The 16273-nt window shown below is 43.3% G+C and carries 14 protein-coding genes; 4 read left to right on the top strand and 10 right to left on the bottom strand.

Annotated features, from left to right (window positions below):
• Positions 1 to 52 precede the first annotated feature (52 nt).
• The 3 genes from AC59JO_RS04550 to AC59JO_RS04560 form a co-directional block, all read right to left on the bottom strand.
• Positions 53 to 523 (bottom strand): SRPBCC family protein, encoded by a 471-nt coding sequence (locus AC59JO_RS04550; protein ID WP_413669397.1) that lies wholly within the window; start codon positions 521 to 523, stop codon positions 53 to 55.
• A gap of 266 nt (positions 524 to 789) precedes the next feature.
• Positions 790 to 1626, bottom strand: a complete 837-nt coding sequence (locus AC59JO_RS04555; protein WP_497303678.1) for a sulfurtransferase — start codon at positions 1624 to 1626, stop codon at positions 790 to 792.
• A gap of 59 nt (positions 1627 to 1685) precedes the next feature.
• The gene (locus tag AC59JO_RS04560; protein WP_090533971.1) at positions 1686 to 2159 is read right to left on the bottom strand and encodes a ribonuclease H-like YkuK family protein; all 474 of its coding nucleotides are present in this window, start codon (positions 2157 to 2159) and stop codon (positions 1686 to 1688) included.
• Between the two features lie 260 nt (positions 2160 to 2419).
• On the opposite strand from AC59JO_RS04560, the gene AC59JO_RS04565 reads away from it, so the two are divergent.
• Complete coding sequence (locus AC59JO_RS04565; protein WP_413669399.1) at positions 2420 to 3022, top strand: REP-associated tyrosine transposase; 603 nt, start codon at positions 2420 to 2422, stop codon at positions 3020 to 3022.
• Positions 3023 to 3469: 447 nt separating this feature from the next.
• Here the strand turns inward: AC59JO_RS04565 and AC59JO_RS04570 are convergent, their stop codons facing one another.
• The 3 genes from AC59JO_RS04570 to AC59JO_RS04580 are packed head-to-tail and all read right to left on the bottom strand — an operon-like array spanning position 3470 to position 5096.
• Positions 3470 to 4201 carry a lysophospholipid acyltransferase family protein gene (locus AC59JO_RS04570; protein ID WP_091217261.1) on the bottom strand — a complete coding sequence of 244 codons (732 nt, stop codon included), beginning with the start codon at positions 4199 to 4201 and terminating at the stop codon, positions 3470 to 3472.
• A gap of 39 nt (positions 4202 to 4240) precedes the next feature.
• Positions 4241 to 4801 carry an NUDIX domain-containing protein gene (locus AC59JO_RS04575; RefSeq protein WP_413669400.1) on the bottom strand — a complete coding sequence of 187 codons (561 nt, stop codon included), beginning with the start codon at positions 4799 to 4801 and terminating at the stop codon, positions 4241 to 4243.
• Positions 4802 to 4859: 58 nt separating this feature from the next.
• Positions 4860 to 5096 (bottom strand): hypothetical protein, encoded by a 237-nt coding sequence (locus tag AC59JO_RS04580; RefSeq protein WP_413669401.1) that lies wholly within the window; start codon positions 5094 to 5096, stop codon positions 4860 to 4862.
• 143 nt (positions 5097 to 5239) lie between these two features.
• Between AC59JO_RS04580 and AC59JO_RS04585 the strand changes: the two genes are divergently transcribed.
• On the top strand, positions 5240 to 7117 hold the full coding sequence (locus AC59JO_RS04585) for a M1 family metallopeptidase (RefSeq protein WP_497303682.1): 1878 nt from the start codon (positions 5240 to 5242) through the stop codon (positions 7115 to 7117).
• A gap of 192 nt (positions 7118 to 7309) precedes the next feature.
• Here AC59JO_RS04585 and AC59JO_RS04590 read toward each other — a convergent pair whose 3' ends face one another.
• Positions 7310 to 7738 (bottom strand): pentapeptide repeat-containing protein, encoded by a 429-nt coding sequence (locus AC59JO_RS04590; RefSeq protein WP_497303684.1) that lies wholly within the window; start codon positions 7736 to 7738, stop codon positions 7310 to 7312.
• A 211-nt stretch (positions 7739 to 7949) separates the two neighbouring features.
• On the opposite strand from AC59JO_RS04590, the gene AC59JO_RS04595 reads away from it, so the two are divergent.
• Positions 7950 to 8444, top strand: coding sequence for a DUF6265 family protein (locus tag AC59JO_RS04595; protein WP_497303686.1), 495 nt, complete (start codon positions 7950 to 7952; stop codon positions 8442 to 8444).
• An 18-nt stretch (positions 8445 to 8462) separates the two neighbouring features.
• On the opposite strand, the gene AC59JO_RS04600 is transcribed toward AC59JO_RS04595, so the two are convergent.
• On the bottom strand, positions 8463 to 9263 hold the full coding sequence (locus AC59JO_RS04600) for a PAS domain S-box protein (protein ID WP_413669405.1): 801 nt from the start codon (positions 9261 to 9263) through the stop codon (positions 8463 to 8465).
• Between the two features lie 296 nt (positions 9264 to 9559).
• On the opposite strand from AC59JO_RS04600, the gene AC59JO_RS04605 reads away from it, so the two are divergent.
• A complete protein-coding gene (locus tag AC59JO_RS04605; protein ID WP_497303688.1) occupies positions 9560 to 10558 on the top strand; it encodes a hypothetical protein in 999 nt (332 codons plus the stop codon).
• 145 nt (positions 10559 to 10703) lie between these two features.
• On the opposite strand, the gene AC59JO_RS04610 is transcribed toward AC59JO_RS04605, so the two are convergent.
• Together AC59JO_RS04610 and AC59JO_RS04615 are read right to left on the bottom strand one after the other, a co-directional pair.
• Positions 10704 to 12917: an alpha-galactosidase gene (locus AC59JO_RS04610; RefSeq protein WP_413669407.1), complete on the bottom strand. Its 2214-nt coding sequence runs from the start codon at positions 12915 to 12917 to the stop codon at positions 10704 to 10706.
• A gap of 14 nt (positions 12918 to 12931) precedes the next feature.
• On the bottom strand, positions 12932 to 16270 hold the full coding sequence (locus AC59JO_RS04615; protein ID WP_497303691.1) for a DUF5107 domain-containing protein: 3339 nt from the start codon (positions 16268 to 16270) through the stop codon (positions 12932 to 12934).
• Positions 16271 to 16273 lie beyond the last annotated feature (3 nt).

Here is a 16273-nt window from a genome sequence, read left to right on the forward strand (position 1 = left end):
GCTCGCAATGACATGGAGGTGATTCTGCGGCAGTTAGGTAATTCCGCGGCAGTTACTTGTATTTCCCAAACAGCTCCTCTATCGCTTTTACCCTGTAATCAAATATCTGCTCTACCTTTCCTTTAACAAAAACAGCATTCGCTAACTGGCCTATTACTCCATAGGGAATAGCGTAATGCAACAGATCGGTCATCTGTACACCGCCTTCAATAATTTTAAAATGGTGCTGATGGTGCCATAAAGCGTAAGGGCCGAAACGCTGCTCATCAACAAAATATTTTTTATCATCAACGTGGGTGATCTCCGTCATCCAGTTCATGTTGATGCCTAACAACGGTGATATTTTATAGGTGATGATCATTCCCGCATACATTTTAGTTGTTTCTGTATAATCAGAAGTTACCACGAAACGCATATCATTCGGAGTGATCTTAGCCAGATTTAATGGCGATGAGAAAAAATCCCAGGCCTGTTCAATGCCAATGGGAATAGATTGTTCTCTTTTTAAAACGTATGTTTTCACAATGTGGTAACAAGGATAAAGCGGGAAAGTTACGGCAATAAATAGTAATAAAAAAGCAAGCCACCGCTCGGCTCCAGCCCGGTGGTAACTATCAAGCGGCCTCCCGGCCGCCGGGTATCACGCAGGCCAGAGGCCTGGGAATAATTGCCACTCGGCTGGAAATAAAACCATGTCATTGCGAGCGCAGCGTGGCAATCGCATGCTATACAGGGCGACCCTGCTTCCGTGCGATTGCTTCGTGCCTCGCAATGACATAATATCTATTTTTACCGCTCTTCCTTCCCTATCGGCAAATCCCTTCTCGACCATTCGCTCCAGGAGCCAACATAAAGCTTAGGGCCGCTGATACCTGCGTAATCCATACCCAGCAGGGTATGGCAGGCTGTAACGCCAGATCCGCAGTGAACAATCACCTGGTCATGCGCTACCTCACCAATTGCTGCATCGTATGCCTTTCGTAACTCATCAGCAGGTAAGTACTTACCGTCGGCACCCAGGTTGTTGATATAAGGCAGGTTTAATGCACCGGGGATGTGACCGGCTATCAAATCCAAAGGTTCGGTTTGGCCTAAATAACGCGGCGTTTCACGCACATCAATTACTAATCTTGAAGGATCCTGTGCAGCTTCGCCAGCTTCAGCAATTTCAACAGTATTTGCATACTCGTGTGTTACCGGATACGGATCAACTGCAACAGGAGTGTAAGCTTCAGTGTTTAGCGCTACACCGGCATCTTTAGCAGCCTGTAATCCACCATTTAATACCTGTACGTTTTCATGGCCAATTGCCCTCAACATCCACCATAAACGCGACGCGCTGAAAGCACCCGATTTGTCATCATAAACCACAACGTGGCTCTTAGGTGTAATACCCCAGTTACCTAACAGTACAGCAAACTCCTGTATATTAGGTAGCGGATGCCTGCCGCCAAAGGCTGGATCATCGGGTTTAGTGGTAAGGTGCTGATCAAGGTCGGCGTAAATGGCGTGGTTTAAATGGCCTGCCAGGTAACGCTGGTAAGAGTCCTGCCCTCCGCGGGCATCAATAAGAATAGTATCCTGTGCGGCTAAAGCCGGGTCGTTGATTTCAATAAGTGGCGACATAGGTATATCTGATATGTTTTAATATCAAATATAGATACACCGCTTTAGTTTCGGCAAATTTACTGCACTATTTTGTTTGCACAGTATGAACTTGCGAAAGCTTCGGGCTTGGCTTTAAACACAAAGCCCATGCTCAGGATGTAACCCATAGCCTCATGCAGGGCTGCGTTACTTTTAAACATTGGGTTGGTGTTAATGTCGGCATGTACCTCAAGCTCCACATCATACAGGTCAAGCAAATCGCAAAGTTTATAAGCAATATCGATAGACTTCTGAACTTCGCTCAGCATCCTTTCTTTAATGCTCATTTTTTGCGAAGTACGCTCCTGGTGTATGAACATGAAAGCGCCGCGTTTTTCGCGCAGGAACACGATCACGGTTGCAAAATCTGTTACAGATCCTTTAACTTGTGAGTCGGTGCCAATACATACTTTTAGCTTGTTACCAAGGAGGGCTTCGCGTTCAATTGCCTTTTCAACCTCTTCCATAATGGGCGATTGGATTACTTCGCCGCTGAATTTTCTCCAGGTCATAAAAATTATTTTAGGTAAATTTTAGGCGACCTCTTTTATGGGTCTATAAAAATAAGCGATAACGTTTCATATTAACGTAAATATGATATGATTTATTTGTTAACATTTAACTGATTATTAACAGATTAATTGTATTTCGGATGTCGGATTTGGGATTTCGGAATTTTAAAGGAAGGAATTTTCTTTGTTCCCTCAGGGTCTCTCGGAGAGGACCCTGAGGTTCATCATCATTAGATCCATAATTATCTTTATATTTAACCATGGCCACCCATACCCTACACAACGATCAAGGTGAAACCTGGTTTATAACATTTACGTGTTACAACTGGATTCCTTTATTCGAGATCACACAGTCGTATAACATACTATATGGTTGGTTAAAGTTTATAGCAGAACGTTACCAGGTGCAAACTCATGCATTTGTATTGATGCCTAATCATGTTCATCTGATTCATAAAATGCCTGATACAGAGGTGGACCTTAATAAGATAATCAGTAATGGCAAAAGATTCATGGCTTATGAGCTTGTTAAAAAACCAACTGAATTAGGCAAAACCGATATCCTTGACCAACTTTCGGCGGCATGTACTGAAAAAGAAAAAGCCAAAGGACAAAAGCATAAAGTTTTTGAACCATCATTTGATGCCAAGCCCATATACTCCACTGCGTTTCTACATCAAAAATTAGATTATATACATCATAATCCGGTATCCGGCAGGTGGTCACTATGCAATGACTTTACCAAATATCCATATAGCAGTGCGACTTTTTATTATTCCGCAAGGCTTCATGAGTCAATACCCATTACAGATTATCGGGATTTTTGGACAGACATGAATCACGTGAAACCAGTGGGATTTTAAAACAACAGCTGGCATGGCGTAGAACATCAGGGTCCTCTGCGAGAGACCCTGATGGGACGGAAACCAATAGGACTGCTTTAAAACAGCAGCTGGCTGGCGCAGATCATCAGGGTCCTCTGCGAGAGACACTGATGGAACTGAAGTTGAACCCCTCTGGGGTTCAGGTAAGGGGTAGAATGTTATTTCTACAAACCTTTTCTCCCTCTGGGAGATTTCTATAATTTAATAAACAAGTATTAATTAAGATATACTTAAGGACAGGTGCACCAGAGGTGCAAAAGGTTTGTAGCATAAAAAAGTATAGCAATACCCTTTGCACCAGAGGTGCAAAACAAAATGCCTTGTTGATTAAACGACAAAACAATTTTGTAGGCTAACTTAAATCTGCGGGAGACCCTGGGGAGACAAGGAATAAAAAATCCGAGATCGAAATTCCGAAATCCGAAATTAAGATAACGCCGCTTTGATCCTGTTCTCGGCTTCAAGTACCAGATCGCCAACCGGGGTTTTACCGGGCTCAATGGGTTCAAGTACTGTCCAGGTCATGGATATAAAGGTATTAAGCGGATAAAAGCCATACCGTACAACTTTCCAGCTGTCTTTTATCGCGATAGGCACCAGTAACGCCTCCGGGCATTTTTTCAGAAGCATAGCAACACCTCCCGGTTGAAAAGACCGCACTACACCGTCTTTAGAACGGGTACCTTCGGGGAAAATCACTGCCGACCAGTTATTGGCTTTCATACGCTCACCCAGCTTCATCATTTCTGTAGTAGCCTGCCGGTGATCCTTCCTGTCGATATTGGCCCCGCCACCATGTTTCAGGTTATAGCTGATAGAAGGAATGCCTTTGGTAAGTTCTATTTTAGAAACAAACTTAGCGTGATATTTGCGCAGGTAATAAATCAATGGTGGTATATCAAGCAAACTCTGATGATTGGCTAAAAATATAATTGGCCTGCCCACAGGCAAATTTTGTTTATTGATAAAAGTTACCGTATCGCCCGTGATATAAAAAGTGCGGAACAGGCATAGGTTCAGGATATCAACAGTACGTTTATGCGCTGCATAGCCAAAAAAACGAAAAGCGATCCACTGGATAGGCTGAAAAACAACCAGGGCTAAAAAAAATGCAATTATGGCAAAGGGCGACAGGATATAGCCTAATAACTTCTTCATCAATGAGCAAAGTTATATTTTTTTCAGTAATGCTGTAATTTACAAACGGTTTTCTGTTAACAGCAGTTGCACTTTAAGTACCGCAGCTACAGTCATGGCATCGGTAATTTCGCCATCGCAAACCATGCGGTACATTTCGGCAAAAGGCACCTTTTTGATGATGAGTTGTTCGGTTTCTTCGGGTTCGGCTTCAAACTGCTCAAGGCCGCGGGCCAGGTATAATATGCTTAGCTCATCACTTACCGAATTACTAAGGTGCAAGCGCTGAATTTCTGTCCATTGCGAGGCCTTTAAACCGGTCTCTTCCAATAATTCACGTTTGGCTGATTCAAGCGGATCAGTACCCTCCGGACCGCCGCCTTCCGGCATTTCCCAACTGTACTGATTTAATACAAAGCGAAATTGCCCTACCAGGTAGGTATTAAACTCAGCATCTAAGGGTAAAACACCGATAGCTAAATTTTTATAGTGTACCCTACCATAAATGCCGGGGTTACCGGCGGGATTTATGACCTGAAATTCGGTTAGGTTGATCCAGGGGTTATCGTAGATGTTTTTTTGGGACGTTATTTTCCAGGGGTTATCTTCAGGGTGATGCATGGCCTAAAAATAAACGATTATGATTAGATTGAGGAATAACCGGCCGGGAAAAGTTTACCTACTCCGCCAGATACTCCAGCTTTACCTGCACGTTCAGGTCTTCATGCATGCGGGCAAACTGCCGCGGGTTGCGGGTAAAGTCAGGATCAGTGTCCATGTAAATATTGGTGATCCTCACTATTTCGGGCTGTTTATCGGTGCCTATATTATAGGTAAGCCCCTCGCCGCTTTCTAAACTTTGTTTTAGCTCAAGGTATTGCTTACCGGTTACAATGATCATCTTTTCGGCAGTCATGGGTGCTATTTAAAAATGGTAAACTACTCAAAACCGTGCGGATTTACCCTGTAACATACCGGTGATACAAAATTATCGCTTACCGGGTTCTGCAACGGTTTATTTATATTTACCTCAAATATAACTCATATATATCCGCATAAATGATCAGTATTAAAAAATTATTGCCTTTTGTTTTATTAATTGGCAGTATCACCGCATTTGCCCAGCAAACCCTCCCCATAGCCGTAAACCTGCAAAAAACCTACACCAAAGGAATAAGAACCGCAGCCGGCGCTCCCGGAAAAAACTACTGGCAAAATACCGCCGACTATAAAATCAAGATAAATTTCGATCCTAAAACCCGTCTGGTAAGTGGTACTGTTGGTATAGACTACTTTAACAATAGTCCTGATACTTTAAAAAGGGTGCAATTTAAGCTCTATCCCAACTTGTATAAAAAAGGCGTGGCACGTCAAATGCAGGTTTCGGCCAGTGACCTTACCGATGGTGTACAGATCAAAAGCCTCAGCATAGATAATAAAACGCCCGACAGCGCTAAAACCCGCCGCATCAATGGTACCAATATGACGCAGCGGGTATCTCCCATCGCACCAAAACAAAAAGTACATTTTGATATCAGCTATGCTTACACTTTAAACAAAGGCTCACATATCCGTACCGGTCAAATTGATACAGGCGCGTTCTTCATTGCCTATTTCTTCCCGCGTGTAGCTGTTTATGACGATATTGATGGATGGAACGATTACCCGTACGTTGGTGCTCAGGAGTTTTATAACGATTTTTGCCACTTTAGCGCAGAGATCACCGTGCCAGGCGATTATAAAGTTTGGGCAACCGGCGATCTGAAAAATGCCGCAGATGTTTATGATAGCCGCATAGTTAAACGTATTGCCGATGCAGGCGCGAGCGATAAAGTAACGGATATCATTACCGAAGATGATGTTAAAGGAGGTAACATCACCAAAAACAATCCAACCAACACCTGGAAGTTTGAGGCCGATAGCGTTACTGATTTTGTATTTGCTATCAGCAATCATTATTTGTGGAAAGCATCAAGCCTGGTGGTTGATCCTAAAACCGGCAGGCGCACCCGTGTTGATGCCGTATTTAACGAAAAGCATAAAGATTACTATGCCGTAGTAGATTACGCCCGCAAAACGGTTGAGGTAATGAGCTACAAATTCCCGAAATGGCCATATCCATATCAGCATGAAACCGTTTTTGATGGCCTGGACCAGATGGAGTACCCTATGATGGTGAACGATAACCCGCTCGAAGATAAAGCGGATGCTATAGAGCTTACCGATCATGAGATCTTCCATACCATGTTTCCATTTTACATGGGTATTAACGAAACTAAATACGGCTGGATGGACGAAGGCTGGGCAACCATAGGCGAGTGGCTTGTAAGCCCCGAAATTGATCCTTCAATAGTAGACCCCTACGGTGTTTCCGCAGTTGAACAAAGCGCGGGCCATGAAATTGACGTACCTGTGATGACGCTTACTCCTATGCTTACAGGTACGGCAAGCTTTACCGATAGCTATCCTAAACCGGGCCTGGGCTATTTGTATGTAAAAGATATGCTTGGCGATAACCTCTTTACCAAAGCCCTGCACTACTACATTGCACAATGGCACGGCAAACATCCCATGCCGTACGACTTTTTTAATTGTATGAACACCGGCTCGGGCATAAACCTCAATTGGTTTTGGAAAGCCTGGTTCTTTGATAATGGTGTAACCGACCTTGCCATTGGTAAAGTAACTAACACCGGGTTAAAATACAGCGTTAACATTATCAAAGTTGGCAGTAAGCCCATCCCCGTAAACCTAACTGTTTATTATACCGATGGCACTACCGAACTGGTACATAAAAGCATTGCTGTTTGGGCCGCAGGCAATAAAACAACCGCAGTGAATTTTACTGCCAAAAAAGCAGTTAAAAAGATAGTATTGGGTACCACCTATGATCCCGACAGTAACAAAAAGGATAATGTGTGGGCAAGTGCTAAATAAACTTGCCATTTCAAAGACTTACGAAGTTTTAAAAACATCGTAAGTCTCTCCTACCGTCCCCTCAGGGTCTCTCACAGAGGACCCTGATGTATGCACCATGCAGATTCGTAGTTCAAATTAGCACGCGCTGAACCTCAGGATCCTCTGCGAGAGATCCTGAGGGGACACGGATGGGGCTTTTATCAATAAAGCCTATTTCTGCTGATATGCCTTCAGCAGCTCCGCTACATCGATGCCGTTAATTTTCATACCGTTCAGGTTACAGTCTGTAATATTCACATCGCTTAGGTTACAATCGGTTATTGTGCTGCCCTGTAAATCGCAATCTTCAAACCTGAGGGGACGTTGTTTCGCGCTGGGATCATAAGCCGGATGACCTTCGGGCGGCATTCCAATGTCATGGATGTAAGCTCCGCCAAGCTGCGCATATTTTATCTCCAGATCGCTCAAATTGGCATCTTCAATTTTAAGTCCGGTGATGCATACATCCTTAAAACTTGCATTGTTCATCATCATTTGCTCAAAGGTTGAATCATTAAGCATTGCGCATTTAACATCAAGTACCTTTTGAGTTTCTTTTATGGTGATAACTTCTATGCCGTTAGTCGCTGAATTTTCCATGATTTGCTATTGGTTTCATCAAATATCCTAAAAACGAATGGCATCGCAGAGTTACATACGCGACAAATAAAGGGTGCGTTTGCGACAAGGTTATCCTCACGCTAAGCCGCAAAGGCGCTAAGCTAAAACCTTTGCGGCTTAGCGCCTTTGCGTGAAATTTAATTTATGCTGAGTTATAAGTTTTGTATCTTCAATTACTTAATCATCACTTATGATCCTGCTTCCTCATATCAAATCATCACTGCTGGTTGCGGCCTGCATTACACTTGCTTATACCAGCTCTTATGCCCAACAAAAATCCACCCCTATCGCGCACGCCCAATGGCTGATCGGCAGCTGGAAAAATCAATCGGCAAAAACACTGGATATCGAAACATGGAAGAAACTTAATGATTCCACCTTGCTTGGCAGAAGCTATTCACTGGCAGGCTCAGACACCGCATCGTCAGAGCATATCAGGCTGGAGCAACACACCGGTAAACTTTACTATATCCCAACAGTAAAAAATCAAAACAACGGCAAAGCGATAACTTTTACGCTTACTTCATCCAACAAAAAACAACTTGTATTTGAAAACCCGGAGCATGATTTCCCTCAAAAAATCAGTTATACCCTAATAACTAAAGACTCACTGCTCGCCGAAATATCAGGACTAAGAAAAGGAAAGCTCAAGGCGATACAGTTCCCGATGAAAAGGGTTAAATAAAAGATTAGTAGCTTTATATTATTGCAGTAATTCGGCTACATCACGGCCATAAAACTCTTTAAACAGTTTTCTGAAATATGCTGGTGTTTCAAACCCTGCAATGTATGATATTTGGGCCACGGTGCGGTATTTGCCGCTATTGATCGCCTCCATCGACATTTGCAAGCGGACTCCGCGGATGTAGTTATTAGGTGTAACTCCGGTGATATTTTTTATACGCCGGTGCAATTGCCTTTCGCTTAAGCCCATTTCGCTGCTCAGCAATACTATGCTCAAATCAACTTTCCCGATATATTTTCTTACCAGCGTTTCAAGTTCATAAAGCCATAACTTATCGGCAATAGAAAGCTCACTAATGGGCTTAAGATTACGCGTACTGATAAATGCATTAAGATTTGCACCTTTTATTATTTCACCGTTTTGTACCGACACAAGTGATGCCTTGTTAAATTCTTCCAGTTTCTTTTTCTCTGTAATATTTTTGGCAATGGCAAAAACCAGCTGCTGGTTTTTTATAGGCATCGATGTCCATGAAAGCCATACAATTTCTCCGGTTTTGCTTACATACCTGTTCTCAAAATTATATAGCGGATTGTTTTTCTTGATGCTTTCACGTTTACTGGCGGTGATGCTCCTGTCTTCAGGATGAACAAACGAGTCAATAGGCTTTGCAAATAATTCGCTTTCTGTATAACCTAAGGTTTTTGAAACGGCAGGATTGATTTTTTTGAAGTAACCGTCAAACCCGGCCACGCATAACCAATCGGGCGACAAACGAAAGAAGCATTCCAGGTCAAAAACCTCGTTTAAGTTTTCCATAAAATTTCAGTTCCCTTTGGAGGAAATGTGATACACTTGGTGGCTAAAAGCAATATAGCAGCTGGTTGTTAAAAGGCGAATTCAAAAGAAGCTATTTTTTATGATATTCATAAATATTTAATACAACCTGCCAGGATTTTTTAGCAGAATGTCAGTCTTGTTCACTTTTCCAAACCGGATTTTACCTGCTCAAAATAAAAAGACAAAAGGGTTATATCGTATTCACAGAATCTTTGTTATTCATAAACCGGTTGCGATAGCAGATTTCAACGTTTTTTTATATCATTACGGGTAATATGAAAACCCTATACCCAAACACAATTAAACTCATTTCCTTTGCCTTACTGGCAATATCATTACAAAGCTGTATCAAACAGCCCGGAGCCTGGCGAAACGACCAGATCCCCGGCGGCAAACGCAGCGATTTTCACAAACTAAATGAACAGCTGCTTCATGATTTGAATACCAGCAATAGCGACGATATTAGCAACATGGAATCGCAGGAAATGCTGCAGGATAAATCAAACCTCAGGCAAATAGAATTAGTAGGCAATGCCGTAAAAACCACCGATTATGATATTTATGATGAATATTATATTGTAAACAAACATCGCAATACCGATACGGTAGCTAATCTGTCTGCCGGCATTAACAGCTATAAAATGGTTTATAATGGTATTACCCATGAAATGTACATTGCGCTGTTTTTGCCAAAAGACAAAAGCCAGCCAAACCAGGAAATGATAACCGCAATGTATGCCAAATATGACTACGGCTGGAAACTTACCTCATTAAATGTAAACACTTATAAAATCAACGGCAAAACAGCCCCTGAACTTTACCAGCAAGGGAAAGAAAAATACGACAAACAGCATTTTGCCGATGCTCGTTTAACGCTTGAGCTCTCTTTACAATGTACCGCCCCTAATGACTACTGGCAATATCAGCACGATGCAGATGCCGGCAAATTATTTCAGGATGCTGCCGAGGCAACAGTAAAACAATACCGCTTTCCGGTAGTGATTGATGGTGTTGCAGGAGAACCGAGGGTGTTCCGGATCGGCAATCAAAAAAACAGTCATGGCTGGTTCCCAGTAATTTATTATACCACTAAAGTAAACATTGCCGATACCAACGCGGTAAAAAGCGAAAACCTGCAGATTGGGAAGGTTATCAACAAACTGCTTCCGGGAATTACTGAGGATAAGGATTATATTTTTTACTCCGCCTGTAGCAAACTGCCATTGAGTTCAACAAGGGTTGAGCATTTTGATATGACGAAGAAGTTGAGGTAACTATTTTTTATGTCCTTTCTGTAAGGAGGCACGACGAAGCCTAAGCTACCACAAGGCTGCGGTGGTAAACCCACTACTGGTCGAAGTTTATAAAACAAGAAATGGAGCGGCAAGCCGCTCCATTTCTTGTTTTAAATCGTTCCTATCAAATTGCTTCCAGTTGCAATACCACACTGGTATGGTAAGTACTGGCTTCAGGATTAATACCCACATTCATCAGGAAATCGCCGGTAAAAGTTAAATCTTCGTTTCCTAACACCGAACCGGTGCCCGGATAAAGGTTGATCTCTTTTACACGGTATTTCTTGTTAGGGTCGAGACCTTTCAGGCGTACAGGTACTTTGCTGCCTGAGCCGTAACGGTTATTCACCAAATAGTTGAACATAACCGCTTTTGATTTGTCAGTATTCACATACATGATAGAAGCAGCATCGTTATCCCATGGTGATGCTAAACGGTACTGATCGCCATGCCAAATCACATCTTTCAATGCATCATAGTTTTTCAGGGCCGACTGGCAGAAACTCAGATCATTTTCGCTTAGCTTGCCTATCACAATATCAAAGCCCATTTTACCCATCATAGCCACATCCACACGGTATTTAATTGGTTGCTTGCCCCAATCGGTAACATGGTTTGAGCTGGTGATAGCCGGGTAGAAGAATGAATATTCCCACTGAATAAACACACGCTCCAGCGGATCGGTGTTATCACTTGGCCAGTACTCTGTAAAGTATTGCAATGCACCATAATCAACACGGCCGCCGCCACCTGAGCAAAGCATCAAAGGGACTTTAGGATATTTAGCACGAACACGTTTCAATACATTGTACAAACCATTCACATAATCAACATAAATGTGCGACTGGTCTTTTTTCAGATAAGCCGAATAAGCGTTGTAGATAACCGCGTTACAATCCCATTTAATGTAAGCCAAATCGGGATTTTTGGTGAACAGACCGTCAACCACGCCAAATACAAAATCCTGTACTTTAGGATTAGCCAGATCAAGTACCAACTGGTTCCTGAAGTATTTCTCAGGACGGTTTGGTTGCTTGATCACCCAATCAGGATGAGCTTTGTACAGGTCGCTGGCCGGATTAACCATTTCGGGCTCAATCCAGATGCCGAATTTTACGCCATTGGCCTGCGCCTCTTTCACTAATGAGCTGATACCGTTAGGGAGCTTTTGTTTGTTCTCCTGCCAATCGCCCAAACCTGCATTATCACCGTTGCGCGGGTGGCTGTTACCAAACCAACCGTCATCCAGTAAAAACAGGTCGACACCCAGTTTTTTGGTATCTTTTAACAAGCCTGCAAGCTTGCTCTCATTAAAATCGAAATAGGTTGATTCCCAGTTGTTCAACAATGTAAGCCTTGAGCCTTCGCCATCAACAATTTTGTATTTGCGGGCCCAGCTTTGCAGCTTGCGGCTGGCATCGCCCTTGCCATGGTCTGAATAAGTATACAGAAAAGCAGGCGTAGTAAATTCAGTATTTGGTTTTAAATGATACTCGGATGCAGCATTATTAATACCTGCAATAATTTTCAGGTTATTGGCTACATCCAGTTCAAAATCAACCCTGAAATTGCCTGACCATTCCATAGCACCGTAAAACACCTTTCCTTCATCTTCGGTAGCCGGTTTATCCAGCGAGATAGCAAACATGGAATGCTCGTACAAGTTGGCACGGGTGCCCAGCTTGCTGTCGATAGTTTTAATACCGTGGGTTAAACGGGCTTCTTCCGGCTGCACTTCCATGGCCCAGTTGCCGTGGTATTGCTTTAACCAGAAACCACCTGTGGTGTTACCCTTCAGGTTTAAATTGGCCGAAGCATATTTGTTAAGCGTTACTATACCTTTTTCGTTGTGTTTGATCACCGACCATTGTTCGGTAACATCCTCTTTAAAATAGGTTTTGTAGTATAGTTTCACCTCAAAATCATAAGCAGGATCTTTAAGGGTAACCACTAATAATGAAATATCATCATCAACCTTACTAACCGTATGGCTTACATAGGCCAGGTTTAATGATTTATTACCATCGGCATGGGTAACGGTAATGGCTGGTTCGCCAAGACTTGCCGATCCTGATGGTGTATACACATCATTCTGCACCCCCGAATCATCGGCTTGTTTGTACATTTTCTGGATGCGGGCATACTCTGCCGTGTTGGCAAGCTTTGCGCCCAGGTACACCATGTTCAGGTGTTTTTCGGCATCAGTTTGCAACACGATAGCGTTGTGCTGGGTTTCAACAGGGATGGTTACATCCTGTGCTGCTGCTCTGCTGGCCAACAGCATTGAGCCTGCAAAAAGCAGGCCCAGTGGTAAAGTTTTTCTTTGAGTAGTTCTCACGTGTGATTTTTGGTTTAACCGGCTACTTCGGTAATTTGGTTTATCATGTTTTGATGTATCCTCGCCCCAAAGTGCCCGGCATCAAGTTTCAGAACTTCGGTAAAGGCCTTTTGTGCCTGCTCAAAATCATGTAAACCGAGGTATCCCAGTCCCTGTAAAAAGTAGCAATGCACACGGTTCCTTACCTGCAGATCATCTTCAAAAATGAGCAAATTTGGCAGCGAGACGGCAAAGTAATCAATTTTTACGTTATCATCCATGTGCCCAATACCATAATTAAGCAGTTTTTTGAAGATCCGCTCGGCTGATGTACTGTCACCCAGACATTTTTTAGCTAAACCCTGATAAAAGATCTTATCCGGCTGCTGATCGTTGTAAAAAACTGCCGCCGTAGGATCTTCTAAACCGATGGCTGCTTTCTCAAAATAAGCCCTTGATTCTTCAGTTTGCTGCAGATTTTCATAGGCCTTACCTAACCAATAAAAGATATCATTTTCCTGCGTGCCGAACAGTTTGCCCTCGCCTAAATTATGCGGATAGGTTTGCGCTTGCGTTAACTGTTCAATGGCTTCATTATTTTTACCATCGCGGATGTTTTGCTTGGCCATTTCAACCAATGATGCAACATACTGGCCCGAAGCCTTGCCTTCACCTCCCTCCCATGGGTGAAAAATTCTTTGCGTCACTTGTTCAAAAGCTGTTTGGTGCTCGCCCAAAAAGTTATACAATGTTGCGCGCTCCAGATAAACATCGTCACGCAGTTTGGCAGTTTCCAGGTTAGCTTCAACAAATTTCAGGCGCGCATCAGCAGGATTGTTCAACTTTTTGTATAACTGATCAAGCTCCATCAGGATCCGGGCATCGGTTGTATCCAACGCGAAGGCTTTTTCAAAGCATGTTAAAGCTTTTGCCGGATCATTGCGTTTGTTGTAATAAGCAATACCCAAATTCCTGAATACAGTTGGGAAAGTATCATCTAACTGTGCCGATGTTTCCCAGGCTGCAATGGCGTCATCATACTGTAGCTTATCATAAAACAAGTTACCCAAATAGTATGGCGCTTTGGCATCTGTTGGTACTAAAGCAGCGGCCAGTTTCAGCACGCTGATATCTTCCAGCCTATCTGGGAAACATAAATACGAATCAGCAGCCGAAGCCAGTTTAAAATACGCAGATGCCTGTTCATTATTATCCAACTGGCAAGCAAAGTAGCCCAGGTAATAGTATACCATCGGACTGGTAGCATCGCCATTAACTGCATAATTCAGCAAATCGGTAGCTTCCTGGTACAGGCCTGCGTTGGCGTAATCAAGCGCATATTCGATGTAGTTTTGGTAATAACCGCGTGATAGTTTGGTCAGTTCATTAAGGCTGTTCATGGCTTTTTCCTCATTGCCCAAAGCTTTGTAAGCATAAACCAGTTCAAACAAAGCGCCTAAGTTAAATGCATCCCTTTTGATAGCAGCAACGCCTACTTCAATAGCCTCTTCAAAACGCTCCAATTTGCGGAAAGCCGCCGAGCGTAAAACATAAGCTTTACTGTTGTTGGCGTTCCTGTCTAAAGATGACAGTGAATGGTCAAGCGCCAGTTCATAGTCGCCATTTTCCAAGTCGATTTGGGCTACCGAAAAATAGCCGCTGTCTTTCCAGGCGTTACTCCAGGTAGCTTTATAGAACGATTTGTAGGCCTCATCCTTTTTACCCAGAAATTTCAAGGCCAGGCCTAAATTGTAATAGCACTCGCTATCATAAGGGTTAGGGTTGCGCTGGGTAATGGTTTCGACCGCCTTGCGGAAATATGGCTCACTTTTAGCAAACTGGCCGCGGCGTAGGTACCATAAACCTAAAGCATTGTTATTGCGGATATCTTTAGGGTCGCGGCGTAAAGCTTCTTCGTAATAAGGCACCGGGCTATACGTAGCATGACGGTACTGCTCCAAATGCTGAGCGGTTAAAAATAACTGCTCGTTATTTTCAACATCGGCAGGTAGCAGGGCCGGTTTGGCAGCCTCCGGGATGTTGTTCAACTTATTGCTGGCCGTATCGTATTTAATGAGTTCTTTGCCAGCCTCCGAATGTACGGTAAGCAATAAAAGGCTCTCGTCGATATTTTTAACAGCTATCTCCCTTACAAAAACCTGCTCCGGTACAATGCAAACTTTTTCGCTTAGTAAGACTTTACCATCGTGCTGTAGTTTGATGTTTAGGTTGTTTTGCTCGCCGGTTACGTATACTTTTAACAGCAGCTTGCCATCTTCATAATTTAGTGCCAGCAGGATATCTTTAGTGGCATTTTTAATTACGCCAAGCTCACGGTATGGCATAAAGTATTGGGTAAAATGCTTTTCTTCATGCGGCATCAGCCAGGTAAAATCGGGCTGGTTATCCGTAAACATACCAGTCATTAGCTCAATGTACGGGCCGTCTTCATCGGTCAGGTTCCTGTCCCAGGCAACACCGAAATCGCTGTGGCCCCAGGTCCACTGTTTTTTGCCGGGCGATACATGGTGATTGGCTACGTGCAGTAAGCCAGCTTGTGAATCATGCTCATATCCCCCAACAAAATCGTAGTTGGAGTTGATGGCCATGTACGATGTTGGCACCGGGATATTTTTATATCTCGAGATATCCGTACCCGGCGAATAGTCAACTTTGTAATAAGTACCGGTAGCTATCGGGAATGTTGATACATCGCGCTTGCCATGGTCAAAAACGGCATTTACATCGGGCGGAAAAACCGACTGGTAATCATCATTAACCTTTACAGCCGGGTTTGCCCACCATAAAAAGGTTTGCGGCAGGGCAGAACGGTTATACAGTTTGGCTTTTATTTCGATGTAGGCCTTATCCGGGTGAAGGGTAAAGCCGGCCATACCTTTAGTATGGAACATGCGCTCTACCTCATTAACCCAAACAGTTTTGCTGCCGTCTGCGTTTTCTTCAATTTTATAATCAACCGGCTCAAAAGTACTAGGGCGGTGGTGCTGCGGCCAGTTAAACTCAATACCGCCCGAAATCCAGGGACCGGTTAAGCCTACCAGTGCAGGTTTAATTACCTGGTTGTAGTAAATAAAATGGCGGTCTTTGATCTTGTCATAAGCCATCTGAATGCGGCCGCCAAGCTCTGGAAGGATCAGCACTTTAAGGTATTTATTCTCCAGGTACAGGCCTGTGTATTCCTTATCTTCTTTTTCGTCGTAAATTTTTTCGATAACAGGGTTAGGGTATACCTTACCGCTGCTGCCCTGGTAAACCCGCTTTTCAAAAAACATGGGGTTTTTGTCAGGCTTGCCTATACCGTAGGTTGGGATAATTACCTTTTCTTCCCAAACATTTACATCCAAATTATTCATGTA

The organism is Mucilaginibacter sp. A5337 (genome assembly GCF_059690695.1).